The 26,995-nt window shown below is 71.2% G+C and carries 15 protein-coding genes; 11 read left to right on the top strand and 4 right to left on the bottom strand.

Annotated features, from left to right (window positions below):
* Positions 1–43 precede the first annotated feature (43 nt).
* Entirely contained in the window at positions 44–1,633 is a 1,590-nt protein-coding gene (locus POL72_RS24015; RefSeq protein ID WP_272097852.1) for a B12-binding domain-containing radical SAM protein, read from the top strand.
* Positions 1,623–2,087, top strand: coding sequence for a hypothetical protein (locus POL72_RS24010; protein ID WP_272097851.1), 465 nt, complete (start codon positions 1,623–1,625; stop codon positions 2,085–2,087). The genes POL72_RS24015 and POL72_RS24010 overlap by 11 nt, the downstream gene beginning before the upstream one ends.
* A 69-nt stretch (positions 2,088–2,156) precedes the next feature.
* On the opposite strand, the gene POL72_RS24005 is transcribed toward POL72_RS24010, so the two are convergent.
* Positions 2,157–2,990, bottom strand: a complete 834-nt coding sequence (locus POL72_RS24005; RefSeq protein ID WP_272097850.1) for a helix-turn-helix domain-containing protein — start codon at positions 2,988–2,990, stop codon at positions 2,157–2,159.
* 131 nt (positions 2,991–3,121) lie between these two features.
* On the opposite strand from POL72_RS24005, the gene POL72_RS24000 reads away from it, so the two are divergent.
* The gene (locus POL72_RS24000) at positions 3,122–3,973 is read left to right on the top strand and encodes an NAD(P)H-binding protein (protein ID WP_272097849.1); all 852 of its coding nucleotides are present in this window, start codon (positions 3,122–3,124) and stop codon (positions 3,971–3,973) included.
* A gap of 48 nt (positions 3,974–4,021) precedes the next feature.
* On the opposite strand, the gene POL72_RS23995 is transcribed toward POL72_RS24000, so the two are convergent.
* Positions 4,022–4,843, bottom strand: coding sequence for a CIA30 family protein (locus POL72_RS23995; RefSeq protein WP_272097848.1), 822 nt, complete (start codon positions 4,841–4,843; stop codon positions 4,022–4,024).
* Positions 4,844–5,524: 681 nt separating this feature from the next.
* Here POL72_RS23995 and POL72_RS23990 point away from each other — a divergent pair.
* Entirely contained in the window at positions 5,525–6,016 is a 492-nt protein-coding gene (locus tag POL72_RS23990) for a UPF0262 family protein (protein ID WP_272097847.1), read from the top strand.
* A 233-nt stretch (positions 6,017–6,249) separates the two neighbouring features.
* On the opposite strand, the gene POL72_RS23985 is transcribed toward POL72_RS23990, so the two are convergent.
* The gene (locus POL72_RS23985) at positions 6,250–6,756 is read right to left on the bottom strand and encodes a DUF1993 domain-containing protein (RefSeq protein ID WP_272097846.1); all 507 of its coding nucleotides are present in this window, start codon (positions 6,754–6,756) and stop codon (positions 6,250–6,252) included.
* Positions 6,757–7,157: 401 nt separating this feature from the next.
* On the opposite strand from POL72_RS23985, the gene POL72_RS23980 reads away from it, so the two are divergent.
* Positions 7,158–7,730, top strand: a complete 573-nt coding sequence (locus POL72_RS23980) for a hypothetical protein (RefSeq protein WP_272097845.1) — start codon at positions 7,158–7,160, stop codon at positions 7,728–7,730.
* Between the two features lie 112 nt (positions 7,731–7,842).
* Here the strand turns inward: POL72_RS23980 and POL72_RS23975 are convergent, their stop codons facing one another.
* On the bottom strand, positions 7,843–9,753 hold the full coding sequence (locus POL72_RS23975; RefSeq protein WP_272097844.1) for a response regulator: 1,911 nt from the start codon (positions 9,751–9,753) through the stop codon (positions 7,843–7,845).
* A 337-nt stretch (positions 9,754–10,090) separates the two neighbouring features.
* Here POL72_RS23975 and POL72_RS23970 point away from each other — a divergent pair, with 337 nt between their 5' ends.
* The 6 genes from POL72_RS23970 (at position 10,091) to POL72_RS23945 (ending at position 26,885) form a co-directional block, all read left to right on the top strand.
* Positions 10,091–11,014 carry an RNA ligase family protein gene (locus POL72_RS23970; protein WP_272097843.1) on the top strand — a complete coding sequence of 308 codons (924 nt, stop codon included), beginning with the start codon at positions 10,091–10,093 and terminating at the stop codon, positions 11,012–11,014.
* 105 nt (positions 11,015–11,119) lie between these two features.
* Positions 11,120–12,328: a phosphotransferase gene (locus POL72_RS23965; protein WP_272097842.1), complete on the top strand. Its 1,209-nt coding sequence runs from the start codon at positions 11,120–11,122 to the stop codon at positions 12,326–12,328.
* Positions 12,329–12,665: 337 nt separating this feature from the next.
* The gene (locus POL72_RS23960; protein ID WP_272097841.1) at positions 12,666–12,905 is read left to right on the top strand and encodes a ComEA family DNA-binding protein; all 240 of its coding nucleotides are present in this window, start codon (positions 12,666–12,668) and stop codon (positions 12,903–12,905) included.
* A 464-nt stretch (positions 12,906–13,369) separates the two neighbouring features.
* A complete protein-coding gene (locus POL72_RS23955) occupies positions 13,370–14,359 on the top strand; it encodes a lipase family protein (protein ID WP_272097840.1) in 990 nt (329 codons plus the stop codon).
* Between the two features lie 145 nt (positions 14,360–14,504).
* Positions 14,505–20,168: an nSTAND1 domain-containing NTPase gene (locus POL72_RS23950; RefSeq protein WP_272097839.1), complete on the top strand. Its 5,664-nt coding sequence runs from the start codon at positions 14,505–14,507 to the stop codon at positions 20,166–20,168.
* Positions 20,169–21,086: 918 nt separating this feature from the next.
* A complete protein-coding gene (locus POL72_RS23945) occupies positions 21,087–26,885 on the top strand; it encodes an nSTAND1 domain-containing NTPase (protein ID WP_276596884.1) in 5,799 nt (1,932 codons plus the stop codon).
* The last annotated feature ends 110 nt before the right edge of the window (positions 26,886–26,995 follow it).

The following is a 26,995-nucleotide window of genomic DNA, read 5'->3' as shown; positions in this document are numbered from 1 at the left end:
CAGGCGCCGTTCGAATCGACAGACGCTCGCGGAGGTGCAGCCGATGGGGGTCAAGGTTCTCTTCATCGTCAAGGAGATAGAGGGGGCCGAGCCGCTCGGCGCCCTGTACGTGGCGGGCTGTCTCGAGCAAGCGGGCCACGAGTGCAAGTTCATCGGCACGCGCGGCAACGACGTCCTCGCCGAGGTGCGGCGGTACGGGCCGGACGTCATCGCCTTCGGGGCGACGACCGGGCTCCATCGCTATTATCTCGGCCTCAATCACCACATCAAGCAGCATTACCCGAAGGTGGTGTCGCTGATGGGCGGGCCGCACGCGACCTACTATCCGGAGGTGATCCAGACGCCGGGGCTCGACGTGGTGTGCCAGGGCGAGGGCGAGGACGCCGCCGTCGAGCTGTGCGACGCGCTGGCGCGAGGCGACGATCACCGCGGTATCCGGGACCTCTGGGTCAAATCGGAGGGGAAGATCTACAGGAATCCAGCGCGCGGGCTGCGCCGCGACCTCGACGCGATCCCCTTCCCTCCGCGGCATCTGCTCTACGAGTACGACGACAGCCTGCGGCGGCGCCCCCTCAAGTCGTTCACCACCAACCGGGGGTGCCCCTTCCCCTGCAGCTACTGCTTCAACCCGTCGCTGGTCGAGCACTACGGCTCGAGCTGGAAGAAGGTGCGCGTCCGGAGCCCCGAGAACGTCGTGGCCGAGCTCGTCCACGTGATGAAGGAAGGTCCGCTCCAGTTCGTCGGCTTTCGCGAGAGCATCTTCGTGTACGACGCCGAGTGGCTGAGGCAGTTCGGAGAGCTCTACCGTCGCGAGGTGAAGCTGCCTTATTACTGCCACCTGCGCGCCGACATGATGACCGAGGAGATGGTGGATCTCCTCGCCTGGTCTGGCTGTTACACCGTCAACGTCGGCATCGAGACAGCGAACCCCGAGCTCGCGAACGGCGTCCTGCGGCGCCAGATCCGGATGGACCGGCTCGTCCACGGGATCCGCCTCCTCAAGCGCGCGGGGATCGTGGTCTTCGCCGACAACATCCTCGGCATCCCGGGCGGGACGCTCGACGACGATCTGGCGACGCTGGAGCTCAACATCGAGCTCGACGTGGACTACGCCGCCGCCACGTTGTGCACGCCCTACCCGGGGACGGGCATCGCTGCGTACGCGGTCGAGCACGGCCATTTCAGCGGGGACTTCGACCTCATCGACGACAGCTACTACACCGAGTCGGTGCTGCGCTTCTCGTCCGACGAGGAGAAGCGGCAGATCGAGAACCTGCACAAGGTGTTCGCGGTCACGGCCGCCATTCCTGCGCTGCTGCCGCTCGTGAGGCGGCTCATCAAGCTCCCGCCCAACGATTTCTTCTATGCGATGTTCCGCGCCTGGTACCTCGTCTGCCACATGACGGACGTGATGCCGCGCCGGCTCGAGCTCGCCGAGCTCGTCCACAGCGCGTTATCGATCTTCGGGGTGTACCGCGGCGCCGACGAGAACCGGTATCCCGCCCCGGCCCCCGAAGCGTTGCCCGTCGTTGCGCCGCCGGCGCAGGCCGCCTGCGGGGACACGAGGACCATTCAGCTGAGACGCCGCCCGCGGCTCGAGGCGGAGAGCGCGGAGGCGCCGGATGTTCGCTGATCCGAAGAAGGTGGGGCTGCGGCGGCTGAAGAGGCGGCTCAAGGCGGGCGCGTCGATCGCGATCGCCATGGTCGCCGGGGCGTTCCTTGCGTGCAAGGGCGGCGCGAGCGACCCGGGCGCGTCGCCGAGCGGCCCCGACGCGCGGACCGGCCCTGACCGGCGGGGCGCGGCCGGCGGGAGCAGCGGCCAGAGCGCGCCCGCCCCGACCAGCGGCTCCGTGAGCGGGGGCGCATCCGACGCCGGCGAGGAGATGGATGCCACGGCGCCAGCGGACGGGGAGGCTGGCCAGGCCATCCTGGTCCGCGACGCCGGCGCCCCCGCGGACGCCGGCGCCGGCGGGGCGATGATGGTCCCGAGCGGCAAGCCTGACGCCGGTGTGAAGCCCCGCGCACCGCACGTGGACAGGGAAGAACACCGCAAGGGGATGCCGGTGCGGGACAACCTCCTCGAATGATCCCGTGGGGCGCGCGGCCCCGGGATACGCCGCGCCTGCGGAAAAGAAACGCGCCCGCCGGCGCCGAGGTCACCCGCGCGCCGTCGCGCCGCCGCACCCGGGCCTCGCGGACGGACGCGCGCCGGCGAGGTAGGCCCGCGGCGTCACCCCGAGCAGCGACCGGAACTCGGCCGTGAGGTGGGCCTGGTCGTAGAAGCCGGTCTCGAGGGCGAGCCGCGCGAGGCTCGTCGTGGCGAGGCGCTCGGCGGCGCGACGGATACGCGCGATGCGGGCGTAGCGCTTCGGCGAGATGCCGATCTCCTCGTGGAAGAGCGCGCGCAGCGTCCGCTCGGCGACGCGGAGGCGCCGCGCGAGCGCGGGGATGGAGGCCTCCGGGTCGGGTGCCTGCGCGGACGCGTCGAGGGCATCGACGGCGCGGCGCAGGAGCGCCCGGCGCGCCGGGGCGTCGACGCTCGCGTCGACCGCGCGGCAGAGGGCGTCCTCGAGCAGGCGCACCGCCGCGGCCGGGTCCCCGCCGGCGCGCGCGAGCGCTTGCCGAAGCTCGCGCGCGCGTGCGCCCCAGAGGTCGTCGAGAGGGACGACGCGATCGACGAGCTCGTGGGCGGCGACGCCGAGCGCGGGCCGGGCGCCCCCGGGGTGGAACGAGAGGCGAGCATAGAGAGGCACCGCGCCCGAGGGCTTGAACGTGGCGCGCTGGAGCGGCCCGACGGCGGCCACGACCGGCTCGCCGCCGGTCCAGCACGCGACGAGCGACGTGGTCCCGCTCGGCAGCCGCGTCCACCCCGCTGGCGGCGAGGGGACGGCGCTCATCACGTGGACGTCGGAGACCCAGGAACGGAGCGGCGCGCCCGGCGAGAGGTCGCGGCGCTCCGGGCGGGAGGGCGGGAGCAACGGCGCAAGCACGGCGGCAGTGTAGCGCGCCCGGCCTCGGCCGCCTCGGCCGTCGCGCGCCGAAGCGCTCGACCTTCGTGCCGGAATCTCCAAGAGGCGGCCTCGCCGGGACAGCAGGCTTCGCTCTCGAAACGGAGGTGTTCATGATCCTTGTTGCTGGTGCGACAGGCACCATCGGTCGCGCCCTGATCCCACAGCTGCTCGCCGCCCGGGCCGACGTGCGGGTGCTCACCCGCGATCCCGCCCGCGCGCGTGCGCTCTGGGGGAGCGACGTCGAGGTGGCCTGCGGAGACTTCACGGATGCGCCGTCGCTCGCGCGCTCGCTCGAAGGCGCCGACCGCGTCTTCTTGCTCACGGCGCCGGGGCCGACGGTGGCCGATCACGACCGCGCGATGGCCGCGGCGGTGGTGCGCTCGCGGGTCGAGCAGATCGTCAAGCTCTCGGCTTACGGCGCCGAGCAAGAGGACCTCATCGCGTCCAGCTGGCATCGGGCCGGAGAAGAAGCGGTGATCGCGACGCGGCGCCGCTTCACGCTGCTCCGGCCGGCGGGATTCCACTCGAACGTGCTCGCGTGGGCCGCCAACGTGCGCGCCGGGGCCTCGATCGAGATCTCGACCGGCACAGGGAAGCACGCGATCGTCGACCCGCGCGACGTCGCGGCCGTCGCCGCCCGGGCGCTCACGTCGAACGATCACGACGGGCGGGCGTATACGCTCACCGGGCCCGCCGGCCTCGACGCGCACGAGCAGATCGCGATCCTCGCCGAGGCGCTCGGGCGCCCGATCGCCGCCGAGGACGTCACCGTCGAGCATGCGACGGCGAAGATGCGGGCGGCCGGCGCCCCGGAAGCGTTCGTCGCGGCGGTCCTGCAGGGCCTCACGTTCCTGCGCGACGGGCGCGCGTCGGCGCCGACGGACGACGTCGCCGCGGTCCTCGGCCGCCCGCCGCGGCCCTTCGCGGCGTGGGTCCGGGATCACCTCGACGCATTTCGCTGAGCGCCCGCGATCGCAGGGGCACGCCGCCGAGAGGCCCACATCACGCGATCATGGGTAGAAGCCGACGTCGTCGATATAGACGTCGAAATCTTCCCCTTGGGTGAACCCAAACTCGATCGCGAAGAGCCCTGTGAGGTCGATGGGCTCGGCGGTTGGCTCGGCGCCTTCACCACCGCGCGCGAACTCCTCGAAGGGGATAACGACCGGGGCCCACTCCGCGCCGAGGTGCGTGGTGGTTGACCAGTCGTCGAAGCACGGATTGGCCACGTCCTCTCCCGATTCATCGCAGATCCCGCCCGCGGGGTCCGAGGTCTTGTCCGTGATGTTGACCTTCATCGTCGTCGCCGCGCCCGCGTCGCCGAGCTTGGCCCAGAACACGATGCCGCTGTACGCCGACGCGTCGTAGGCGAGCCGGCCCCCGTCGGGGCCGTTCAGCGCGAAGCCGAACCCCGCGCCCCACTCGGTGAAGCCGGATCCGAACGTGTGCATCGCCATCGTGCTCTCGCCGCGCGGCTCCGCGAGCGTCTCCGGGATGAACCCGACGGGATTCTCTTCCGAGTAGACCGGGGGAGTCTGCGTGCCCGTCCCGTCATTGAAGCTGTACCAGTAGCCGACCCTGCCACCGGCCTCATCGATGGCGCTGTCGCCGTCTTCCATGTCGTCGATCAGCTCGACGTCCGTGGGGACGTCGACCTCGCCCCCGCCCGTGCCCGCGTCGCCGCCCGCGCCGGCCTCGCCGCCAGCGCCCGCGCCGGCCTCGCCACCCGCTCCTTCCAGGTGGTAGCTATCGTCCAGCCCCACGAGCGTGGTGCATCCACCGGCTGTGAGCATCCACGCCGCGCACATCCATGCTGCACGCCTCGTCGCCATATCTCCTCCTACCACCACCGCGTAGGCGCGGTCCACCGCGCCCACGGCACCCCGGAAAGGCTGCCGGCGTTGGATGAACCTGCCCTGCGGCGCTGGACGACACGCCGGCCTTGCGGCGCAGCGCCGCTCCGTGAGACCTTCTGTGCATGAGGTCGCCCAGAGCGCCTGAATCGACAGATGGGCTCCGGCGGCCTTGGTTGACCAGCCGTTGACTCGTCGGGCGGAGAGAACGAAGGAAAGATTCACGGGGAGACGGGGAGGCGAGAGATGGGAATCAGCCGTTCGACCCATCAGGCTCGGCGGTGACTGCTTCGGGCGGCGTCGATGCGGTCGGCTGGTGCCTTCCACGACGAGACGTTTGAGTGCATCGCCCGGAGTCATTCTCTCGAACAGACCTTGTCGTCGCTCCCCGAAGCGCTCGACCTGTGCACAAAGCGCGTGCTTCCGTGACGTCGCCGCCCAACAAGCTGTTGAAGCGAGCGGCTGCGCGTCGGTGGTTGGGGATGACGAAGCAGAGATTGCTACGGAATTCTATCCAGGGCGTTCGAGGGTCTCGACGGCGATCGCGCACCGGGCCAAATGTGGATAATGCGTATATTATGTAGTTTTGTCGACTTCTCGGTAGCCAACCGTGGGCCGTTACAATCGTGACGCGTGAGCGCTACAATGAGCTCAGCCCCTATGCCCGTCCATGCCATCCGAATCGAAGAGCGCCTCTGGTCGAGCGCGTCGCCGCTCCGCAGGCAGGAGTGGCGCACGATCACGGCCGATATCGTCTCCGGCGAGCCGCCCTGGCCCTCGCGCGAGCCCTGCACCCTCGTCGCCGGTTGCGACGACAGGGACCTCCACTTCGTCTTCACCGCGAGCTCCCTCCCGGTGGACGCGCTCGCCCTCGCGCGGGCGGACGTCGCGCCGCTCGTGGGCGAGTACGTGGGCCTCATCAGAAAGCTCTCCGGGGACGACCTCTACCCCGCCCACATCGAGCCCCTCGACATGGCCAAGCGCGTCCTCCACGACGCCGGCGCAGGGCGGATAGGCGCCCTCCTCCCCGACCTGAGCCCGAGCTTCGAGACGCGCCGCCGCTTCTTCTCGCTCGTCGTCTCGCTCCTCGTCGACACGACGCGGCTCGGCCCGCTTCCAGCGCATCAGCATGATCGAAGGCGCACGCGGTAGCAGGCGTCAGCCCCCCGACAGCCACGGCGTCAGGGCATGCCCGCAACAAAAGAAATCTTCGTCTCTTCTGAATCCACCCCCCCGAAGCGACGACGAGCGGCGGTCACCCGCACAGGAGACGGGCCCAGATCGGCGTTTTCGGCGCGGAAGCGCACTCCAGTGCGCTGAGCACCGAAAACGTCGAGGTGGGCCCGTATCCGCAGCGGGTGCCCGCCGCTCGGGCGCCGCTCGGATTAGCGGGCGCCCAGGAAGTCCATCTTGCCGATGTCGAGGCCGTTGTGGCGCAAGATCGCGTAGGCGGTCGTCACGTGGAAATAGAAGTTGGGCAGCACGAAGTTCAGCAGGTAAACAAGGCCCTTGAACTGCAGCGTCTGGTCGCGCGCCGGGATGGAGACATCGCGGTCCTCGGAGCCGTCGATCTGCTCGGGCCGGAGGCTTTTCAGGAACGCGACAGTCTTGGCGATGCGGGCCTGTAGCTCGTCGAAGCTGGCCTCGTTGTCCTCGTACTTCGGCAGGTCCACGGCCGCCAGCCGCGCTCCACAGCCCTTGGCCGAGTCGGTGGCGATCTGCACCTGGCGCGTGAGCGAGAGCATGTCCGGGGCGAGGCGCGCGTCGAGCAGGACGCGAGGCTCGATCTTCTTCGCCTCGGCATACGCGGCGGCCTTGGTGAGGATCGCCGAGAGGTTGCCGAGCATCCTGACGAGCACCGGGACCGAGGCTTGATACATCGAGATCGTCATCTTCTCATCTCCTTGCTATCGCACGGTTCAGGCAGCGCGTTCCCCGCACGGCGCACGCGGCGCGGCGCCGACGCACCCCCCGGCGGGGACGCGAGCAGGCGCGAACATAGGGCATCCTGCTCGTCAGGCAAGCACGCTCTCTCACGCGGCGCCGCCCGCGACCACCCGGGCGCCCGAGCACGCGCTCGTTCGCCGGGATCCACGGACTCCAGCGCTGAGGACACGCCCGCCGGCCGCTCCGCGTCATGACGCGCTCGTGAAGTAATGTAAAGGGCATTGACGAACCAGACTTCATGACGAGATGCCGCGGCGAGCGGCTCGGTGCGGGGGAGGGCGCGGGACGGGAGCGCGCCGTGATGGCCCTCGACGGCCGCGAGGGCGGCGCGCTATAGGGGGCGCCGATGCGAAACATCCTTTTCCTCTGCTTGTTCACGGCTGCGCTCACGACCGCGTGCGGCTCCACGACGACCGACCCCGACCCGACCGGGAGCGGCGGGTCGACCGCCAGCTCGACCAGCGAAAGCTCGACGGCCTCCAGCTCGACCAGCGAAAGCTCGACGACCTCCAGCTCGGCCACGGGCGCGACCTGCGTTCCTGGCGAGACCATGTCCTGCACCTGTCACGCCATCAGCGCGCCGGGTGTCGCCACGTGCCTCGCCGACGGCAGCGGCTACGGGCCGTGCATGGAGCAAGGCGGCGGCGCCTGCCGCTGTCCCCTCGGGCGCAGCGACGGCTGCTGCCCTGGCGACGGCATCTGCTGCGCGTGCGTGCAAGGCTGCGATCCAAACACGGATCCCCTGCAAGATGCCGAGACGGACGCGCTCATCGCCTGCGTCTGCGCGACGGGCGTGTGCGCCGAGGAGTGCGAGACGGAGTGCGCCGGCCGGGGCATCGCGGCGGACTGCAGGGCGTGCGTGCAGCAGGCGGGCGCGGACGCGTGCAAGGCGGAGTACGAGGCCTGCGGCGGGACATGAGCCCGCGCCGCGCGGCGCGCGGCGCGCGGCCAACAGCGCGCCGGGGGGCGGGGTCCGACTCCCCCCTTCCCGGCCGGCCCCGATTCCCACCTTCCCGCCCCCGGGCTCGTCGCTACATCCTCTCGGGCTCTGCCGCTCTCGCCTGCAGCAGCGCCTCGATCCGCCGGAGCAGCTCCGCCGGGTTGATCGGCTTCGGCAGCACACGTCCCGCGCGGGCCGAGAGGAACCGCCTGCTCACCTCGCTCGTGCCCCCTCCGGTCATGAACAGCACCCGGTCGACGAGCGCCGGCAGCTCCGCCTCGATCCACTCGTGGAGCTCTATCCCCGTGCCCTCCTGCATCACGATGTCGCAGAGCACGACATCGAAGGCCGAGTCCAGCCGGAGCGTCCTCTGGGCCTCTCGGCCCGAGCGCACGCAGACGACCTCGTGCGACGCCTCGAGGAGCCCACGCAGCGCGCGCAGGAGGAGGGGCTCGTCGTCCACGATCAGGATCCGGGCGCGCCGCGTCGGCTCGTCATCCCGCGCGGGCGCAGGCGGCGCGCGACGAGGGGTGCGCTCGGCGCTCGCCCAGGCGGGCAGCCGGACGCGGACGCAGGTGCCGACGCCGGCCTTGCTGCTGACGCCGATCGTGCCGCCGCACGACTCGACGATGTTGCGGCAGATCGCGAGTCCGAGCCCCGTCCCCTCCCCCGCGCGCTTCGTGGTGAAGAACGGCTCGAACAGCCTGTGCATGTGCTCTTCGGGCACGCCGCAGCCAGAGTCCACGATCTCCGCGACGACCTCCCGGCCCTGATCGCGGGTCCGCACCTCGACGACGTTGTCGGCGACCCGCCCCTCCCCGATCGACTGCGCCGCGTTGATGAGCAGGTTGACGAACACCTGCGTCAGGCGCCCCTCCGCGCCGCTCACGGGAGCCACCGGGGCGAGCTCGCGCACGACCCGCGCGCGGTGCTTCATCTGGGAATGCACGATGTTGAGCGCGCTCTCGATCACCGCGTTGACGTCGGTCGGCCCGATCGCCTCGTTCGCCTCCGCGCGCGCGAACACCCTGAGATCCCCGACGATGTCCATCACACGCGCCGCGCCGTGGCGGGCGTCCGCGAGCGGCTGGGCGAGGTGCTCGGCGGCGACGCCCCTGTCGGCCAGCCGCCGCACCTCGCGGGCGAGCAGCTCGAGGTTGGCCACCACGTACGCGAGAGGATTGTTGATCTCGTGGGCCACGCCCGCCGCCAGCTGGCCGACCGCGGCGAGCCGCTCGCTGCGCTCGAGCCGTGACCTCAGCTCCTCGGCCCGGCGCCGCCCGGTCACGTCGCGCAGGAGCGCCATGCGCGAGGGGCGCCCCTGCCAGTCCACGTCGACCCAGCGAACGTCGATGGCGACCTGCTGCCCTCCGATCTCCAGGCTCGTCTCGCCGGCGCAGAGCGCCGCCGGACAGCCCCGCCCGGCGACGGGGCGCCCGTCGCCCAGCAGCGACTCTGCAGCGGGGTTCGCGAAGAGCACCGTCCCGGAGGGATCCAGCACGATCACCCCATCGGCGCTCCGGGCGATGAGCTGGTGCAGGTTGGCCTCGTTCTCCCGGGCCTCCGCCATCGCCCGCGCGAGCTGCGTCAGGAGCTGCTGACGGCTGACCGCATAGCGGATGGCTCGCCACAATGAATCCGCGTCGAGGCCCCGCTTCACGAGGTAATCCTGCACCGAGGCGCCGAGCGCGCGCTCCGCGAGGCGGACGTCGTCATGGCCCGTCAGCACCACGATGGGCACATGGGGGTCGACCGCCCGCACCCGCTCGACCACCTCGATGCCTTCCCCATCGGGCAAGGACAGGTCGAGGAGGACGACATCCCACCCCTCGTTCACGCGCGCGAGCCCGGCGGCGAGCGTCTCCGCGTGCGCGAGCTCGGCGCGCTGCCACGGCACGGCGTCGAGGTGGCTTTGCACGACCGAGGCAGCGATGGCGCTGTCCTCGATCAGCAGGAGGCGAAAGCAAGGCGCAGGCGGCGCCCGGCTGGGTTCAGCGGACATGGTGACCCCCTGATGGCTAAGGAACTCCTACGCTTTCCCGGAAGTCAAGCGCCTCGCGCGCTGGCCGCGCCAGCGGATCGCAGCACGGGCGGAGCGGGGATTGGCGTGCTCCTCTGCGGTGGACGACGCGACGCACCATCCCCGGCGCCGGTGGGGATCGATTTTGCCCGAGAAAGATCACAGGGAGACGGTGAGGCGGGGAGATTTGCTAGGTTTTTTCTCCCTGCCTCCCCGTCCCCTGTCAAAATTTGACCGGTACCCCGGCGTCCGAGGAGCGGCTGCGCCGTCGGCGCTATCGTCGCTGGAAGCCGCGCCGTCGGCGCTATCGTCGCCGGAAATGGAGTTCCTTCCCTTCCCGAAGATGCCGTGCCTCGGCGCGAGCGACGCCCCGACCTGGGTCGCGCTCGAGAAGATCCACGGCGCGCAGCTCGTGATCGGCGTGGACGCGGCCGGCGTCCATTTCGGCAAGCGCAAGGAGTGGCTCCGGGACGAGGACCCCTTCTTCGGCTGGCAGCTGCTCCGCGCGTCGCTCCGGGACGCCGCCCGCGCGGCGTACGCCACGGTCGGCGCGGCGCGGCTCGTCCTCTACGGCGAGCTCTTCGGCGGCGGCTACCCGCATCCGGACGTGCCCTCGGGCGGCGTGAGCCCCGTGCAGACCGGGGTCTGGTACGCGCCCGACCTGCGGTGGGCGCCCTTCGAGCTGCGCGCGGTCGATGCCGGCGAGGACGCCTTCCTGGCCTGGAGCGAGGCGGCCCCGGTCGCCGCCGCGGCGGGGTTCATGATGCCCCCGCTGCTCGCCCGGGGGCGCAAGGCGGAGATCGCCGCCGTGCCCGAGCGCTTCCCGTCGCGCGTCGCGTCCGCCCTGGGGCTGCCGCCCCTCGGCCCGGAGAACCTCGCGGAGGGGCTGGTGGCCAAGCCCGACGTCCGCATGCCGGCCGCGGCCTACATGGCCTTGAAGCGCAAGATCGCCGAGATGCGCGAGGATCGCTTCGACGAGAGCGCGCCGTGGGACCCGGAGCGCCAGGTCGACCTCGCCACGCTGATCCGCTGGGGGGAGCGGCTCGTGAACGGCCCGCGCCTCTCGTCCGCCGCGTCGAAGGTGGGGCGCCACGACCGGGCCGCCGTCGACGAAGAGGCGGCCCTCGACGTGCTCGTGGACCTCGAGGCGGCGTTCCCCGGCGCGATGCGCGCCCTCTCGCCCGAGGACGGCGAGGCGCTGGAGCGCGCCGTCAGGGCCGCCGTCGCGGCGGAGCGGCTCTGAGCCGCGAGGCCGAGCGCTGCGCTCGCGCGCGAGCGACGCCGGCCGTTCGCTGCGGGGCCGAGCGCTCGCGCGCGAGCGACGCCACGGGTTCGCTATCATCGCTCGATGCTGCCCCACCCCCCGCGCGTCGTTCGGCTCGTCCTCGTCACGGCGAGGGGTGAGCTCCTTGGAGCGCTGCCGCCCTATCCTGTCGCGACGCCGTGGTGGCAGGACGCGCAAGCGGTCGTCCAGGGTGCCCGCGAGCGCTTCGGCCTCCAGGTGACGGTCCTCCGGATGCTCGCCGCCGAGCTCCCGGCCCCCCACGGCGGGGCGGTCACCTACCTCGCGGAGGCGGAGATCGACGCGCCGCCGCCCGGCCTCGAGCCGTGGCGCGGGGCGCTCGACGACCACCCGCTCCGGCAGCCATGGGCGCGGCCGGGCGGGCCTGCAGGCGACCTCGCGTGGGCGGACGCCGTCCTGCGCGATCGGGGCCTCGCGCGGACGGCGCCCGCCGAGCAGGTGCGGTCGTGGAACCTGTCGAGCCTGTGGCGGCTCCGTGCCGGCGACCAGACGGTCTGGCTGAAGCACGTCCCTCCCTTCCTCGGGCACGAGGGGGCCGTGATCGCGCGTCTCTCGGGCGGACCCGTGCCGGCCCTCCTCGGCCACGACGGCCGGCGGATCCTGATGCTCGAGATCCCGGGGGAGGATCTCTACGAGGCCGAGCTGCCCGTCCGGGAGAGGTTGGTCTCGCTGCTCGTCGGGCTGCAGCGCGACGCGAGCCGGAAGGTCGACGAGCTCCTTTCGCTGGGGCTGCCGGACTGGCGCGCGCCGGCCCTGAGCCGGCTCATCGCGGACGTGGTGGGTCGGACGCCCGAGCTGTCCGCCGGCGATCGGGCGACCCTCGACAGCTTCGTCGATGGCCTGCCCGAGCGCTTCGCTCGCCTCGCCGAGGCCGGGCTGCCCGATACGCTGGTTCACGGCGACTTCCACGTGGGCAACGCCCGCGGCGACGCGACGTCGGCCGTCCTGCTGGACTGGGGCGACAGCGGCGTCGGGCATCCGCTGCTCGATCAGCCAGCGTTCCTCGACGGGGCCCCGCCCGGCGCCGTCGAGCCGCTCCGGAGCTCCTGGAGCCGCGCGTGGCGCGCCGCGATCCCGGGCTCCGACCCCGAGCGCGCCGCCGAGCTGCTCGCGCCCGTCGCTGCGGCCCGCCAGGCGACCATCTACCGCAAGTTCCTCGACGACATCGAGCCGTCGGAGCACCCCTACCACGCGAGAGATCCCGCAGCGTGGCTCGCGCGGACAGCAGCGATGGTGCGCTCTCGATCCTGCTAGTCTCGACCTGGGCAAAGCTGCCCGGTGTCAGGGAGCTGTGTCCAAGTCGAGAGCACATCCGGCACGGGACCGCGAACTTCGTGGCGCTCACGAGGCGATCGGTCGACCGGTCGGCCTGTCGCCGGCCTCGAAGGTGCGAGCAAGCTCGAGCCGATGGTCGACGCGCCGCTCGCCTGGAGTCGCCGCCGGCGCTTGCAGCCCCCGCGCCGAGCGGCTGCCCGGTCAGGTCCTGCTGTTCGACGCCGCGGGGCCCCTCCCCATCGCAAGCACGCTGCACCAGGCTCTGGGCGGGCAAGGGCCAAAGGACCGCAGTCACAGAGCTTGCCCGGAGGCGCGAATGGCTGACACGACCGACATCAACAAGGCGGGCACGGATGAGTTTCAACGGGTGAGCCAGGTGAGCGAGGAAGGCGCGCAGATCATCGTTCAGAAGCGCGAGGAGCTCGGGGGGTTCAGCAGCTGGGAGCAAATCCAACAGGTGACCGGCATCAGCACCATGATGATAGAGAGCCTGAAGGACGCGGGCTTTTACGTGACGCAAGCGAGCACGCCGACGCCCCGTACACCGCCTCGGTGATGCAGCGAAAGAGCAGCCTGAGGCTGCTCTCGAGGCTGGGCGCGTCGAGACACCCTGCGAGGCCTTGAGCGGCATGGGTCGGCCCGGCCGGGGAGAGAGCGCGGCGGGGCTGTTGCCCGCCGCGGCGAAGCGGCTCCGTTCGACATGGTCGCGAAGCGACTTCGTCCATGCCGCCCCGTTCGCCCTGGTCGCTTGACGCGCGCAGGCGCAGGCGCCCGGGTTGGCATCGAGGACCTGCCGGCGGTAGGCTCGTCGAGCGCGCACACAGGATCCGTGGCAGGGTGATTGCCTGTCCGACTCGCACGAAGCGGCGTCCTGGAAAGCCAGGCAGCTTCTTGATGACGGGAGGGCTCATGACCGATTCCATCGTTGCCACGCCGTGTCTGGAGATAGCGGGGCCGTCAGCGGCCCCCGGATCGGATGCCGAGGCCGAACCATCCGCCGAACAAGGCACGATCCAGCGGATGTTGCGGGTGAATCCGGCGGTGCGCGAGCCCGACGCCGAGGCGACGCTCGTCCTGTCCCTGGCATCGGCGTGGATGTACTCGGATCTGGACACGCTGGAGAAGGCGATGTCGGTTTACGGCGACTGGGACCTCGCGAGGATCAGCGTGCGGAACGATGCGCTCTTCGTGGCGAGCGACGTCTGCTTCATCCAGAGCAGGTGCAGGCGGCTTCTCATCCTGTGCGTCAAGGGGACCGAGCCGGGGAACCTCTTCAACTGGCTCACGGACGCGAGCGTCGTGTCGCAGCGATATTGCTCGCTCGGGCACGTCCACGGCGGCTTCGCCCGCAACGTCGATGTGATGTGGTCGATCATCGACAAGCACCTCGGCGCGGCGCTCCGCGGCGAGTACATCCGTGATGTCCTTCCGGGCACCGAGGTATCCCCGCGCCCCAGCGCCGCGTCGACGCCTGCTGCCGGGCATGCGCCCGAGGCCCAGGGCAAGCTGGAGGCGCTCTTCATCACCGGTCACAGCCTGGGCGCAGCGATGGCGGCCCTCATCGCCGCGCGCCTGTTCACGGACAGCAAGTACGGGGAGATCCGGCAGCGGCTCCGCGGGGTCTACACGTTCGGGCAGCCGATGATCGGCGACGCGGGCTTCGCTGCCAGGGCCGAAGAGCTCTTCGGGGACAGGCTGTTTCGATTCGTCTATGCCAACGACATCGTGCCGCGCCTGCCGCCGCTCTCGACGGGGTACTTCGTGCACTTCGGGAGGGCGTACCGCTCGACGGGGCAGGGGTGGACGTACGAGGGCAAGATCGCCGGCCAGACGCGCACGTTCCTCGTGAGCGCGGCGGTCGGCATCTTCGCCTGGGTGAAGGAGCAGCTGCCCATCATCCGATGGGTGCCGGTGCCGTTCTCGTGGGGCGATCACTCGCCGGCCAACTACGTGGAGGCGTCGCAGGTAGGCACGGCCCAGCCAGCCATCTTCCGATTCAGGCTCGAGTAGGCGGGCACCGCGCCCCCGCCCCTCGGCGCGGCGCCGGGCCGCCGTGGGCGTCCGGCTCCGCGCGCCACGTGACGCGTCGATCTGACGGTGCGTGACCGCTCGCCCGAAACCACCGCGCGAGGCGGCAGCGACCGGAGGGGCTGTGATGAACCAGGAGAACCTCGCTCCAAGGACGGTGTTCCAGGGCTGCTACGAGATCCTCTCCCTGCTCTGGGAGAGCAGGCTCGCCGTCGTCTACGAGGGGCGGCGGATCACGAGCGGGCAGCCGGTCGTCCTCAAGATCATGCGCCTCCCCCGGGACGGCGGCCCCGCGGATCTGGCGCGCCGTCGCAGCGCGCGATTTCTGCGGGAGATGCGCCGCTGCGCGCGGCTTCACCATCCCGGCATCGTCCGGCCCATCGACGCGGGGCAGGCCGACGAGGGCCAGCTTTATGCGGTCTTCGAGCGCGTGCCAGGGCAGAGCCTGGCCGAGCTGCTGTCGGCCCAGGGCCCGCTCGAGCCGCCGGAGGCGCGGCACCTGATGAGGCAGGTCCTCGACGCGCTGGGCTGCGCGCACCGGCAGGGCGTCGTCCACGGGGATCTCAGACCGGCCCACGTGATGGTCGTGCCCTCGGAGGCGCAGCGGAGCGCCCTGGTGCTCGGCTTTGGCTTCAGCGCGGCCGCCGCCGTCGCGCGAGCGGACCAGGAGGAAGCGCCCGTGTCCGGCCGCGAGCTCGTGGGCTCGCAGGCTTACCTGGCGCCCGAGCAGCGCCGGGGGTTCCCGCCGACGGCGCGTGCGGACCTGTACGCCTGGGGTCTCGTGTTTCTCGAGTGCCTCACGGGCAGGCGTGCAGGCCGCGGCGGGCCGCCGGAAGGAGCGGCTCTCCAGCGAGATGGCCGTGAGCCAGTGAGGATGCCTCGAGCGCTCCTCGATCACCCGCTCGGCGCCCTCTTGCGACGGGCGACGGTCAAGGAGATCGCGGCGCGGGACGTCACGGCCGACGGCCTGCTGCGCGAGGTCGACGCCTGCGATGTGGGCGGGCTCCGCCGGGAAGACCTGATGAAGCCGGACGAGCTGGCGATCGGAGCAGCGAGAAGGACAGCGGAGCGAGCTGGCAGCGCCGCGCTTCCACCGGGACTGGCAGCGGCGCAGATGCCGGAGGAGCGAACAGACAACGCTGAGCCCTCCCAGGAGGAGGCGGCTGCGCCACCGTCCGCTGGGCCCGCAAGGGGCGTCATGCCTCTGGAGGCCGGCGACCGCATCAAGCATTACGAGATCATCCGCAAGCTGGGCCAGGGCGGCATGAGCGTCGTGTACTTGGCCCGCGACACGAAGCTCGGCCGACTGGTCGCGCTCAAGCTCCTGCTCAGATACAGCGGGCACAGGATCGAGCGCTTCCTGGCCGAGGCGCGGGTCACGGCGCGCTGCAGGCACGACAACATCGTGGTCATCCACGAGGTCGATGAGATTCGTAAATATCCCTACCTCGTGCTCGAATACATCAAGGGTCGCACGCTGCGCGAGTGGATGGCCCAGCGCGAGCACCCCGGCGCGTCCGGGTCGCCCGGCGCCCACACGCCGCCCGGCCCGAGGGCGCCAAACGTCGTGATCGAGCTCATGATTCCCGTGGTTCGCGCGCTGGTGTGCGCGCACGAGCACGGGATCGTGCACCGCGATCTCAAGCCGGAGAACATCCTCCTGGATGACGCCGGATGCATCAAGGTGGTCGATTTCGGTATCGCCAAGCAGATCGAGGCCAAGGTGGTCTCGACGATGACGAGCGCCCGGGCGGCGCTCGCCGGAGACGCTGGCCAGCGCCGGAGAAGCGCGGCTGTCGGCACGCCACGGTACATGTCCCCCGAGCAACTGCTGGGCGGGGATGTCGATCATCGCGCTGACCTGTGGGCCGTGGGCATCATGCTGTACGAGCTGCTCACGGGGGAGCACCCGCTGGAGCCGTTCTCGCGCGCGCGGCTCTCGGACATCGCGAGCCTCGATGTTCCGATGCCCCGCCTCAGCGAGAAGCGCCCGGATGTGGGTGCGCTTGGCGCCCTGGTCGACCGTTGCCTGAAGAAGAGCAAGGCCGAGCGCGTCGGCTCGGCCATGGAGCTCCTTGCCGAGCTCGAGGCGCTCTTGCCCGGTCGAAAGGCGCTCGACCTCGGCGAGGAGGGGAGTCCATTTGCCGGCCTGTGCGCCTTCCAGGAGGCGGACGCGGCGCGCTTCTTCGGCCGCGATCGCGAGATCGCCGCCACGACGGCGCGGCTGCGCAACCAGCCGCTCCTGGCCGTCGCCGGGCCCTCCGGGGCAGGCAAGTCGTCGTTCGTGCGCGCGGGGGTGATCCCGGCCTTGAAGGGATCCGAGGGCCGCTGTGAAGCGTTTGTTCTGCGCCCAGGGCGCCGTCCCCTGTCCGCGCTCATCGATGTGCTCGTGCAGGTCGCCGGGGCGGAGTCCACGAGCAGCGCGGCGACGGGTCCGCCCGAGCTCCCCGATCACGACGAGCTGCTCGCCACCCTGCGCTCCCAGCCGGGCTATCTGGGTGTTCGGCTGCGCGCGCGCTGTCGCCGTGCTGGACCCGGGCACCGTATCCTGGTCTTCGTCGATCAGTTTGAAGAGCTCTACACGCTCGGCGCCGCGCCCGAGGAGCGGGCGGCGTTCGTCGCCTGCCTGGAAGCTGCGGCTGACGACGCCTCGTCGCCCCTGCGCGTCCTGCTCGCCATCCGCTCGGACTTCCTCGATCGGATGGCCGAGGATCATCATTTCATGAACGACGTGACCCGCGGGCTCTGGTTCCTTCCGCCGATGGGGCGAGGCGGCCTGCGCGAAGCCTTGACGAGGCCGATCGAGGCGGCCGCTCATCGCTTCGAGACGGCGGAGATGGTCGAGCACATGCTGAGCACGCTCGAGAGCACGCGGAGCCCCTTGCCGCTCTTGCAGTTCACGGCCGCTCAGCTCTGGGAGGCGCGGGATCGCGCGCGCCGCGTCTTGACGCGGGACAGCTATGATCGGCTCGGCGGCGTCGCCGGCGCCCTGTCGGCCCACGCGGACGCGGTGCTCTCGGCGCTCCCATCGCGCGAGCAGCGGCTGGCCCGGGCGGTGCTCTTGCGCCTGGTCACGCCCGAGCGCACGCGTGCGGTGGTCAGCCTGGATGAGCTCCGCGAGCTGGCCCAGGACGGCGAAGGTGATGCCGGCGACGCGGTCGTGCAGGTGGTCCAGCGCCTGGCCGGCGCGCGGCTCCTGCTCATCGAAACTGGCGAGGAGACCGGTGGCGCGAGCGATCGCGCGACGGTGGAGCTGGTCCACGAGTCCTTGATCGAGAGGTGGCCGAAGCTCGGGCAGTGGCTCGCCGAGAGCGAGCAAGATGCGCAGTTCCTGGCCCGGCTGCGCTCCGCCGCTCAGCAGTGGGAGGCGAGCGGTCAGGCCGAGGGGCTGCTCTGGCGCGATCGCACGGCGCAGGACGCCAGGGCGTGGCACGAGCGCCGCCGCGCTGCCCGCGGAGCCGATGGGCGCGTCGGGCTCAGCAGGCGCGAAGAGCGCTATCTGCTGGCCGTCGTGGACCACGCCGACCGCGCGCGCCGCTTGCGCCGGCGGCTCACCACGGGCGTGACTGTCACGCTGGGCGCGGTTGCGATCATGGTGTCGTACCTGGCGATTCGCGCCGACCGGCAAGCAACGCGCGCCGAGCAGCAAGCAACGCGCGCCGAGCAGCAAGCAACGCGCGCCGACCAGGAAGCGGCCCGTGCGCGAGCTGAAGCACTGCAGGCGCGCAACGCCACCCGCATGGCCACGGCGCGCGAGATGCAAGCCGATCCCACGACCGTGCTCGCGATACTGCGCGAAGTCGAGCCGCCCGACGTGCCGCGAGGGTGGTCTGTTCTCGCGCGGTGGACGCTGCACAACTGGGTCGCTCGCGCGGTGCTCGACCACCCGCACTGGGTCAAGTATGCGGTCTATAGCCCTGACGGCAAGCGCATTGTCACCGCGTCACAGGACAATGCCGTTCGGGTGTGGAACGCCGATGGCATCGGCGAGCCCATGGTCCTCCGGGGACACGAGGCGGTGGTCACTTCGGCGGCGTTCAGCCCCGACGGCAAGCGCATCGCCACTTCATCGTATGACAAGACCACGCGGGTGTGGAATGCCGATGGCACGGGCGAGCCCATGGTCCTTCGCCGTCACAAGGCGAGAGTCACTTCGGCGGCGTTCAGCCCTGACGGCAAGCGCATCGCCACTGCATCGTATGATAAGACCGCGCTGGTGTGGAACGCCAATGGCACGGGCGAGCCTCTGGTCCTTCGCGGTCACGAGGCAGTGGTAACTTCGGCGGCGTTCAGCCCCGACGGCAAGCGCATCGTCACCGCGTCTTTGGACAAAACCGCACGGGTGTGGAACGCCAATGGCGCGGGTAAGCCCCTGGTCCTTCGAGGCCACGAGGCGGGGGTCACTTTGGCGGCGTTCAGCCCCGACGGCAAGCGCATCGTCACCGCGTCTTTGGACAAAACCGCACGGGTGTGGAACGCCAATGGCGCGGGTGAGCCCCTGGTCCTTCGAGGTCATGAGGATCGGGTCCTGGGGGCGGCGTTCAGCCCCGACAGCACGCGCATTGTCACCGCGTCACAGGACAGGACCGCGCGGGTATGGAACTCCGATGGCACGGGAGAGCCCCTGGTCCTTCGAGGTCATGAGGATGGGGTCGAATCGGCGGTGTTCAGCCCCGACGGTGAGCGCATTGTCACCGCGTCCTACGACATGACCGCGCGGGAATGGAGTGTGCACGGTGCGGAAGAACCCCTGGCCCTTCGTGGTCACAACGAAAGGGTCAATTCAGCTACGTTCAGCCCCGATGGCAAGCGCATTGTTTCCGCGTCTTCGGACAAGACCGCGCGGGTGTGGAACGCCGATGGCTCGGGCCAGCCCCTGACCCTTCGCGGTCACGGGGATGGGGTCTATGCGGCTGCGTTCAGCCCCAACAGCAAGCGCATCGTCACTGCATCTTTGGACAAGACCGCGCGGGTGTGGAACGCCAATGGCACGGGCCAGCCCCTGATCCTTCGTGGTCACGAGGATGCCGTCTTGAACGCGGCGTTCAGCCCCGACGGCGCCCGCATCGTCACCGCATCATGGGACAAGACCGCGCGGGTGTGGAACGCCGATGGCTCGGGCCAGCCCCTGACCCTTCGCGGTCACGAGGATCGGGTCTTGACAGCAGCGTTCAGCCCCGACGGCGCCCGCATCGTCACCGCATCATGGGACAAGACCGCGCGGGTGTGGAACGCCGATGGCTCGGGCCAGCCCCTGACCCTTCGCGGTCACGAGGATCGGGTGATGAACGCGGCGTTCAGCCCTGACGGTAAGCGCATTGTGACCGCGTCATTGGACAAGACAGCGCGGGTATGGAATGCCGATGGCACGGGCGAACCTTTGGTCCTTCGCGGTCACGAACATTGGGTTTTATGGGCGGTATTCAGCCCGGATGGCGGACGCGTCGTCACGGCGTCACAGGACAAGATGATCGGAGTGTGGAATGCCAATGGCACGAGCGAGCCCCTGTTCCTTCGTGGCTCCGACTCCCCGGTCAGCAGCGCGATGTTCAGTCCCGATGGAAAGCGCATCGTCACCGCGTCCGACGACAAGACCATTCGGGTATGGACCGACCTCCAGCCGCTCCGCGGCGTCGACGACCCGAGGCTGTGGACCGCGACCACCTACTGCATGCCCATCGAGCGAAGGGTAGCGCTCCTTCGCGTACCCGAAGCCATGGCCCGAGCCGACCGGGAAGCCTGCCTGCGCCGCGTCGAGGAGGCCCGCGCGGCTGCCCGGGAGCAGCGGTGAGCTGTTTCCGCCCTTCGGTGGCCATCCATTCCGGTCTCGGATCCGCCGCCCCCCTCGCCATGCCACGCTGCCACGTCGCGACCTCCTCGCGCCCCCTCCGAGGCCGCCCGTTTCGGTTTCAGACCGACCCGCCCCCCTCGCGAGGCCGCTCCGCCACGTCGCGACCACCCCGCCTCCCCCTCCGAGGCCTCCCGTTTCGGTCCCGACCCACCCGCACCCCCTCGCGAGGCCGCCCCACCCCATCGCGACATCCCCGTTCCGCCTCCCCTCTCGCGCCGCCCTACGCCCTCACGGCGGAAATCCCGGCGACTCCCCGTCGTCTCCGCCGGAGCCCAGCACGTCCGGGTTCGCCCCCTGCCCTCCGGCGCCGGCGACCGCCTCGATCGAGCCTCGGGGCCTCGGCGCGGCCCTGCGCGCCGAGGGTCAGGCCGGCGACGAAGAAGAGCCCCGTCGTCGCACGCACGGCGGCGAGGCGAGGCCGGCAGCGCACGAGGCAAGAGCGAAGCGGGACCGGGCAGGGCACGCCGAGCGGCCCAGTCCTGCAGCGGCTGACGCCACAAGGCCAGGCCGGAGCGCCCGCTGCGCTGCGCCGCGCGCGTTCTGTCCCAGGCGCCCTCTGCTCCAGAGCGCCCTCTGCATTCGCTCCCTTCGCCAGCTGGCTTGATGCCATGCTCGTCCGGCAGGGCGGCTGGCGGCACGCGCGCCGCGAGGTGCGCTGGGTACACGCTTGTGCCGGACGAGGGGCGGAGACGACTCTATAGAAGAAGCGATGGGCAGCGAGGTTGGCTGCCCGAAGAAGAAGCGATAGGGCAGCGCGGCTGGCTGCCCCAGAGCCGGGCCGGCCACCTCATCGAGCTCTCTCCGCGGCGCGGGGCAAGCTCGACCGCCGGACTCGCTGCGCCGGCGACATCGATCCGGATGAGGACGTTTCGCCCGCAACTGCCACGCGAGGCGGCCGCGACCGGAGGGACCATGATGAACCAGGTGACCCTCGCTCCAAGGACGTTGTTCCAGGGCCGCTACGAGATCCTCTCCCCGCCCTGGGAGACCCCCCACGCCGCGATCTACCACGGGCGGCAGATCGCGGGTGGGCAGCCCGTCGTCCTCGAGGTCGTACGCATCCTCCCGGAGGGGGTCTCCGGGGGCATCGCGCGACGCCGCGGCGCGCGCTTCCTGCGGGAGATGGGCCGCTGCGCGCGGCTCCGCCACCCCAACATCGTCCGGCTCATCGACGCGGGACAGACGGACGAGGGGCTGCTCTATACCGTGTTCGAGCGCGCGCCCGGGCAGAGCCTGGCCGAGCTGCTGTCGGTCCGCGGCGCGCTCGATCCGCAGGAGGCGCGACGCCTGATGAGGCAGGTCCTCGACGCGCTGGCCTGCGCGCACCGGCAGGGCATCGTCCACGGGGACGTCAGGCCGGCCCACGTGATGGTCGTGCCCTCGGGGGCAGAGCGGAGCGCGCTGCTGTTCGGCTTCGGCTTGGCCGCGGTCGCCGCCGGAGCGCCCGGCGGAGAGGACGGAGCGCACGCCTCCGGCACCGAGCTCATCGGCGCGCAGGCCTACGCGGCGCCCGAGCAGCGCCGGGGGTTCGCGCCGATAGCGCGCTCGGACCTGTACGCGTGGGGGCTCGTGTTCCTCGAGTGCCTCACGGGCAGGCGGGCAGCTTGCGGAATGTCTCCGGATGGAGACGCTCTCACGCCGGAAGGCGGCGAGCCCGGCCGGATCCCGCGTGCGCTCCTCGATCACCCGCTCGGGGCCATCTTGCGACGGGCGACGATCGAGGATGTCGCGGCGCGGGCCGGCACGGCGGACGATCTGCTGCGCGAGCTCGACGCCTGCGAGGTAACCGGGCTCCGCCGGGAGGACCTGATCCTGGACGCCGCGCCGAGCGGGGCCGGGGCGAGGCGAGAGGAGGCAGCCGGCTGCGCCGCCCTGACCGCCTCGGGACGGGACGCGGCGATCCACCCTGACGACCTGGGCGCGCCCGGGATCTCCGGTGAGGAACCCGCGCGCACGCTCGCCGAGGTCCCGGCCAGCCTGACATCCAGCGGGCAAGCGCGCGACGCCGTGCCTCTCCGGACCGCTGATGCGGGGGCGCCGGCCGAGCCCATCGCGGGTCGCATGCACCTGAAGGCCGGCGACGTCCTCAAGCACTACGAGATCATTCGCAAGCTGGGCCGGGGCGGCATGGGGGTCGTGTACCTGGCCCGCGACACGAGGCTCGGCCGCCTGGTCGCGATCAAACTCCTCCGCCGTTACACCGGGCAGACGGTCGAGCGCTTCCTGGACGAGGCGCGGGCCACGGCGCGCTGCAGGCACGAGAACATCGTCGTCATCCACGAGGTCGACGAGATCCTTGGATGTCCCTACCTCGTGCTCGAGTACATCAAGGGCCGCACGCTGCGCGAATGGATGGCCCAGCGCGAGCAACCCAGCGCGCCCGGGTCGCCCACTGCCGCCGCGCCGCCCGGCCCGATGTCGCCCGGCCAGGTGGTCGAGCTCATGATCCCGGTAGTTCGCGCGCTCCTCTGCGCGCACGCGGTCGGGATCGTGCACCGCGATCTCAAGCCGGAGAACATCCGCCTGGATGACGCGGGCGGCATCAAGGTGCTCGATTTCGGCATCGCCAAGCGGATCGACGCGGGCGTGGTCTCGACGATCACGGGCGCGCCGGCCGCGCTCGCCGGAGACGCTGGCCAGCACCGGAGGAGCGCGATCGTCGGCACGCCTCACTACATGGCGCCCGAGCAGCTGCTGGGCAGGGACATCGATGGTCGCACCGACCTCTGGGCCGTGGGCATCATCCTGTACGAGCTGCTCACCGGGGCGCACCCGCTGGAGCCATTCTCGCGCGCACGGCTCTCGGACATCGTGGACCTCGATGTCCCGATGCCCAGCGTGAGCGAGAGGCGTCCCGAGGCGGGCGCGCTCGGCGCCCTCGTGGACCGCTGCCTGAAGAAGCACAGGGCCGAGCGCATCGGCTCGGCCCAGGAGCTCCTCGCCGAGCTCGAGGCGCTCCTGCCAAGCCGAAAGGCGCTCGACCTGGGCGAGGACGAGAGCCCGTTCGCCGGCCTGTCCGCCTTCCAGGAGGCGGACGCCGCGCGCTTCTTCGGCCGCGATCGGGACATCGCCGCCATGACGACGCGGGTGCGGAGCCAGCAGCTCCTCGTCATCGCCGGACCCTCCGGGGCGGGCAAGTCGTCGTTCGTGCGCGCGGGCGTGATCCCCGCCTTGAAGGGAGCCGAAGGCCACTGGGAGGCGTTCGTCCTGCGGCCGGGGCGCCGTCCACTGTCCGCGCTCGCCGATGTGCTCGTGCAGGTCGCCGAGGCGGAGTCCACGCCTGGGGCGACGGCGGGAAGCGGGGCAGCGAAGGGCGCTCCCGAGCTCCCCGATCATGACGCGCTGGTCGCCACCTTGCGCACCCAGCCAGGTGCCCTGGGCGCCCGGCTGCGCGCGCGCTGTCGCCATGAAGGGAGGAGGCGCCGTATCGTGCTCTTCGTCGATCAGCTCGAGGAGCTCTATACGCTCGGAGCCCCCTCCGAGGAGCTGGCGGCGTTCGTCGCCTGCCTGGAGGGCGCGGCCGACGACGCGTCGTCGCCCCTGCGCGTCCTGCTCGCCGTCCGCTCGGACTTCCTCGAGCGCGTGGCCGAGGACCGCAATTTCATGACCGACGTGACCCACGGGCTCTGGTTCCTGCGGCCCATGGGGCGCGATGGCCTGCGCGAGGCCCTGACGCGGCCGCTCGAGGCGGCCGGGGTTCGCTTCGAGACCGCCGAGATGATCGAGCACATGCTGGGCACGCTGGAGGGCACGCGGAGCCCGCTCCCGCTCTTGCAGTTCACGGCCACGATGCTGTGGGAGGCGCGGGATCGCGAGCGCCGGCTGCTCACGCGGGACAGCTATGAACGCCTCGGCGGCGTCGCCGGCGCGCTGTCCGCCCATGCGGACGCGGTGCTCTCGTCGCTGCCGTCGCGCGAGCAGCGGCTGGCCCGGGCGGTGCTCCTGCGCCTGGTCACGCCCGAGCGCACGCGCGCGGTGGTGAGCCTGGAGGAGCTCCGCGAGGCAGCGCAGGAAGGCGATGGCGCTGCCGGCGACGCGATCGCGCAGGTGGTCCAGCGCCTGGCGGGCGCGCGGCTCCTGCACATCGAGGCTGGCTGCGACGAGGCCGGAGGAGCGCGCGACCGCACGACGGTGGAGCTGGTCCACGAATCCTTGATCGACAGGTGGCCGAAGCTCGGCCAGTGGCTCGCCGAGAGCGAGCAAGACGCGCAGTTCCTGGCCCGGCTGCGCGCCGCGGCCCAGCAGTGGAAGGCGAGCGGTGAGGCCGAGGGGCTGCTCTGGCGCGACCGCGCGGCGGAGGACGCGAGGGCGTGGCACGAGCGCCGTCGCGCCGACCTGGGAGCCGATTGGCACGTCGGGCTCGGCAAGCGCGAGGAGCGATATCTGCTGGCCGTCGTGGGCCTGGTCGAGCACGCGCGGCGTCTGCGCCGGCGGCTCGCCGTCGGCACGGCCGCCGCGCTGGGCGCGATCGCGGTCGTCGTGTCGTGCCTGGCGATCCGTGCCAATCAGCAGGCCACGCGCGCCAATCAGCAGGCCGTGCGCGCTGACCAGGAGGCGGCTCGCGCGCAGGTCGAAGCCCGGGAGGCGCGCAACGCGACCCGCATGGCCACGGCCCGCGAGCTGCAAACCGATGCCACGACCGTGCTCGCGATCCTGCGCGAGGTCGAGCCGCCCAATGTGCCGCGAGGGTGGGACTTCCTGGAGTGGTCGGCGCTGCACGGCGGGGTCGCTCGCGCGGTGCTCAGCCATCCCGACTGGGTCACGGACGCGCGCTACAGCCCCGACGGCGAGCGCATCGTCACGGCCTGCTCCGATGGATCCGCGCGCGTGTGGAACGCCGATGGCACGGGCGAGCCCATCGTCCTTCGGGGTCACGACGATCGGGTCACTTCGGCCGCGTTCAGCCCCGACGGCAAGCGCGTCGTCACCGCGTCGCACGACGGGACCGCGCGCGTGCGGAACGCCGATGGCACGGGCACGCCCGTGGTCCTCCGGGGGCACGACGATCGGGTCACTTCGGCCGCGTTCAGCCCCGACGGCGAGCGCGTCGTCACCGCGTCGCACGACGGGACCGCGCGCGTGTGGAACGCCGATGGCACGGGCACGCCCGTGGTCCTCCGGGGTCACCACGATCGGCTCAGTTCGGCGGCGTTCAGCCCCGACGGCAAGCGCGTCGTCACCGCGTCCTGGGACAAGACCGCGCGCGTGTGGAACGCTGACGGCACGGGCGCACCCGTGATCCTCCGAGGTCACGACGACCGGCTCACTTCTGCGGCGTTCAGCCCCGATGGCAAGCGCGTCGTCACCGCGTCCTGGGACCAGACGGCGTGGGTGCAAAACGCCGACGGCACAGGCGCGCCCCTGGTCCTCCGGGGTCACGACGAGGTGATCTATTCGGCCGCGTTCAGCCCCGATGGCAAGCGCATCGTCACCGCGTCCTGGGACAAGACCGCGCGCGTGTGGAACGCTGACGGCACCGGCGCGCCCATGGTCCTCCGGGGTCATGAGGACGGTATCGGTTCCGCGGCGTTCGGCCCCGACGGCAAGCGCATCGTCACCGCGTCCTGGGACAAGACCACACGCGTGTGGAACGCTGACGGCACCGGCGCGCCCATCATCCTTCGGGGGCACGGGAAGGGGGTGCTGGGGGCGGCGTTCAGCCCTGACGGCAGGCGCATCGCGTCGGCGTCGTACGACAAGACCGCGCGCGTGTGGAACGCCGACGGCACAGGCACGCCCGTGGTCCTGCGCGGTCACCAGAGCGAGGTCTACTCGGCCGCATTCAGCCCCGACGGCAAGCGCATCGTCACCGCGTCCTGGGACAAGACCGCGCGCGTGTGGAACGCCGACGGCACCGGCACGCCCGTGGTCCTGCGCGGTCACCGGAGCGAGATCTACTCGGCCGCGTTCAGCCCCGACGGCAAGCGCATCGTCACCGCGTCCTGGGACAAGACCGCGCGCGTGTGGAACGCTGACGGCACAGGCGCGCCCATCATCCTTCGGGGCCACGAGGATCGGGTCGAAGCGGCGGCGTTCAGCCCCGACGGCAAGCGCATCGTCACCGCGTCCTGGGACAAGACCGCGCGCGTGTGGAACGCTGACGGCACAGGCGCGCCCATCATCCTTCGGGGCCATGAAGGCCGGATCCGTTCGGCGGTGTTCAGTCCCGACGGCAAGCGCATCGTCACCGCGTCCTATGACAAGACCGCGCGGGTATGGAATGCCGATGGCACGGGCGAGTCCCTGGTGCTTCGTGGCCACGACCACTGGGCCATAGGGGCAGCGTTCAGCCCCGACGGGAGACGCATCGTCACTGGGTCCCAGGACAAGACAGCGCGGATGTGGAACGCCGACGGTTCGGGCGAGCCACTGGTCCTGCGCGTCTCCGACTCTCCGGTCAACGCCGTGGCCTTCAGTCCGGATGGCAAGCGGATCGTCACCGCGTCCGACGACAAGCTCGTGCGGGTGTGGACCAACCTCGAGCCGCTCCGCGGTGTCGACGACCCGAAGCTGTGGACCGCGACCACCTACTGCATACCCGTCGAGCGGAGGATAGAGCTCCTTCGCGTGCCCGAGCCCATGGCCCGAGCAAACCGGGAAGCCTGCCTGCGCCGCGTCGAGGAGGCTCGCGCCGCTCCCCCGGAGACCCGACCATAACCGGCTGTCCGTCCCAGCGACTCAGCCGATCGGTGATGCCCAACCTGGGTCGGGTCGCCCCGCGCGATCGAGCCTGAGCCATCGAGAGCATCGCGGCCTGGAGGCTTGAG

It is taken from the genome of Sorangium aterium, from assembly GCF_028368935.1.
GTDB classification, from domain to species: Bacteria; Myxococcota_A; Polyangia; order Polyangiales; family Polyangiaceae; genus Sorangium; species Sorangium atrum.
Note: the sequence above shows the minus strand (reverse complement) of the source record. Positions and strands in the feature narration are given on the sequence as shown.

Bases quoted from the DNA above. Each gene is read 5' to 3' on its own strand.
- POL72_RS24015 (WP_272097852.1), top strand. From the start codon at position 44: ATGGGGGTCAAGGTTCTCTTCATCGTCAAGGAGATAGAGGGGGCCGAG.
- POL72_RS23975 (WP_272097844.1), bottom strand. From the start codon at position 9,753: ATGTCCGCTGAACCCAGCCGGGCGCCGCCTGCGCCTTGCTTTCGCCTC.
- POL72_RS24000 (WP_272097849.1), top strand. From the start codon at position 3,122: ATGATCCTTGTTGCTGGTGCGACAGGCACCATCGGTCGCGCCCTGATC.
- POL72_RS23980 (WP_272097845.1), top strand. From the start codon at position 7,158: ATGCGAAACATCCTTTTCCTCTGCTTGTTCACGGCTGCGCTCACGACC.
- POL72_RS23970 (WP_272097843.1), top strand. From the start codon at position 10,091: ATGGAGTTCCTTCCCTTCCCGAAGATGCCGTGCCTCGGCGCGAGCGAC.
- POL72_RS23965 (WP_272097842.1), top strand. From the start codon at position 11,120: ATGCTGCCCCACCCCCCGCGCGTCGTTCGGCTCGTCCTCGTCACGGCG.
- POL72_RS23990 (WP_272097847.1), top strand. From the start codon at position 5,525: ATGCCCGTCCATGCCATCCGAATCGAAGAGCGCCTCTGGTCGAGCGCG.
- POL72_RS23995 (WP_272097848.1), bottom strand. From the start codon at position 4,843: ATGGCGACGAGGCGTGCAGCATGGATGTGCGCGGCGTGGATGCTCACA.
- POL72_RS23960 (WP_272097841.1), top strand. From the start codon at position 12,666: ATGGCTGACACGACCGACATCAACAAGGCGGGCACGGATGAGTTTCAA.
- POL72_RS23950 (WP_272097839.1), top strand. From the start codon at position 14,505: ATGAACCAGGAGAACCTCGCTCCAAGGACGGTGTTCCAGGGCTGCTAC.
- POL72_RS24010 (WP_272097851.1), top strand. From the start codon at position 1,623: ATGTTCGCTGATCCGAAGAAGGTGGGGCTGCGGCGGCTGAAGAGGCGG.
- POL72_RS23945 (WP_276596884.1), top strand. From the start codon at position 21,087: ATGAGGACGTTTCGCCCGCAACTGCCACGCGAGGCGGCCGCGACCGGA.
- POL72_RS23985 (WP_272097846.1), bottom strand. From the start codon at position 6,756: ATGACGATCTCGATGTATCAAGCCTCGGTCCCGGTGCTCGTCAGGATG.
- POL72_RS23955 (WP_272097840.1), top strand. From the start codon at position 13,370: ATGTTGCGGGTGAATCCGGCGGTGCGCGAGCCCGACGCCGAGGCGACG.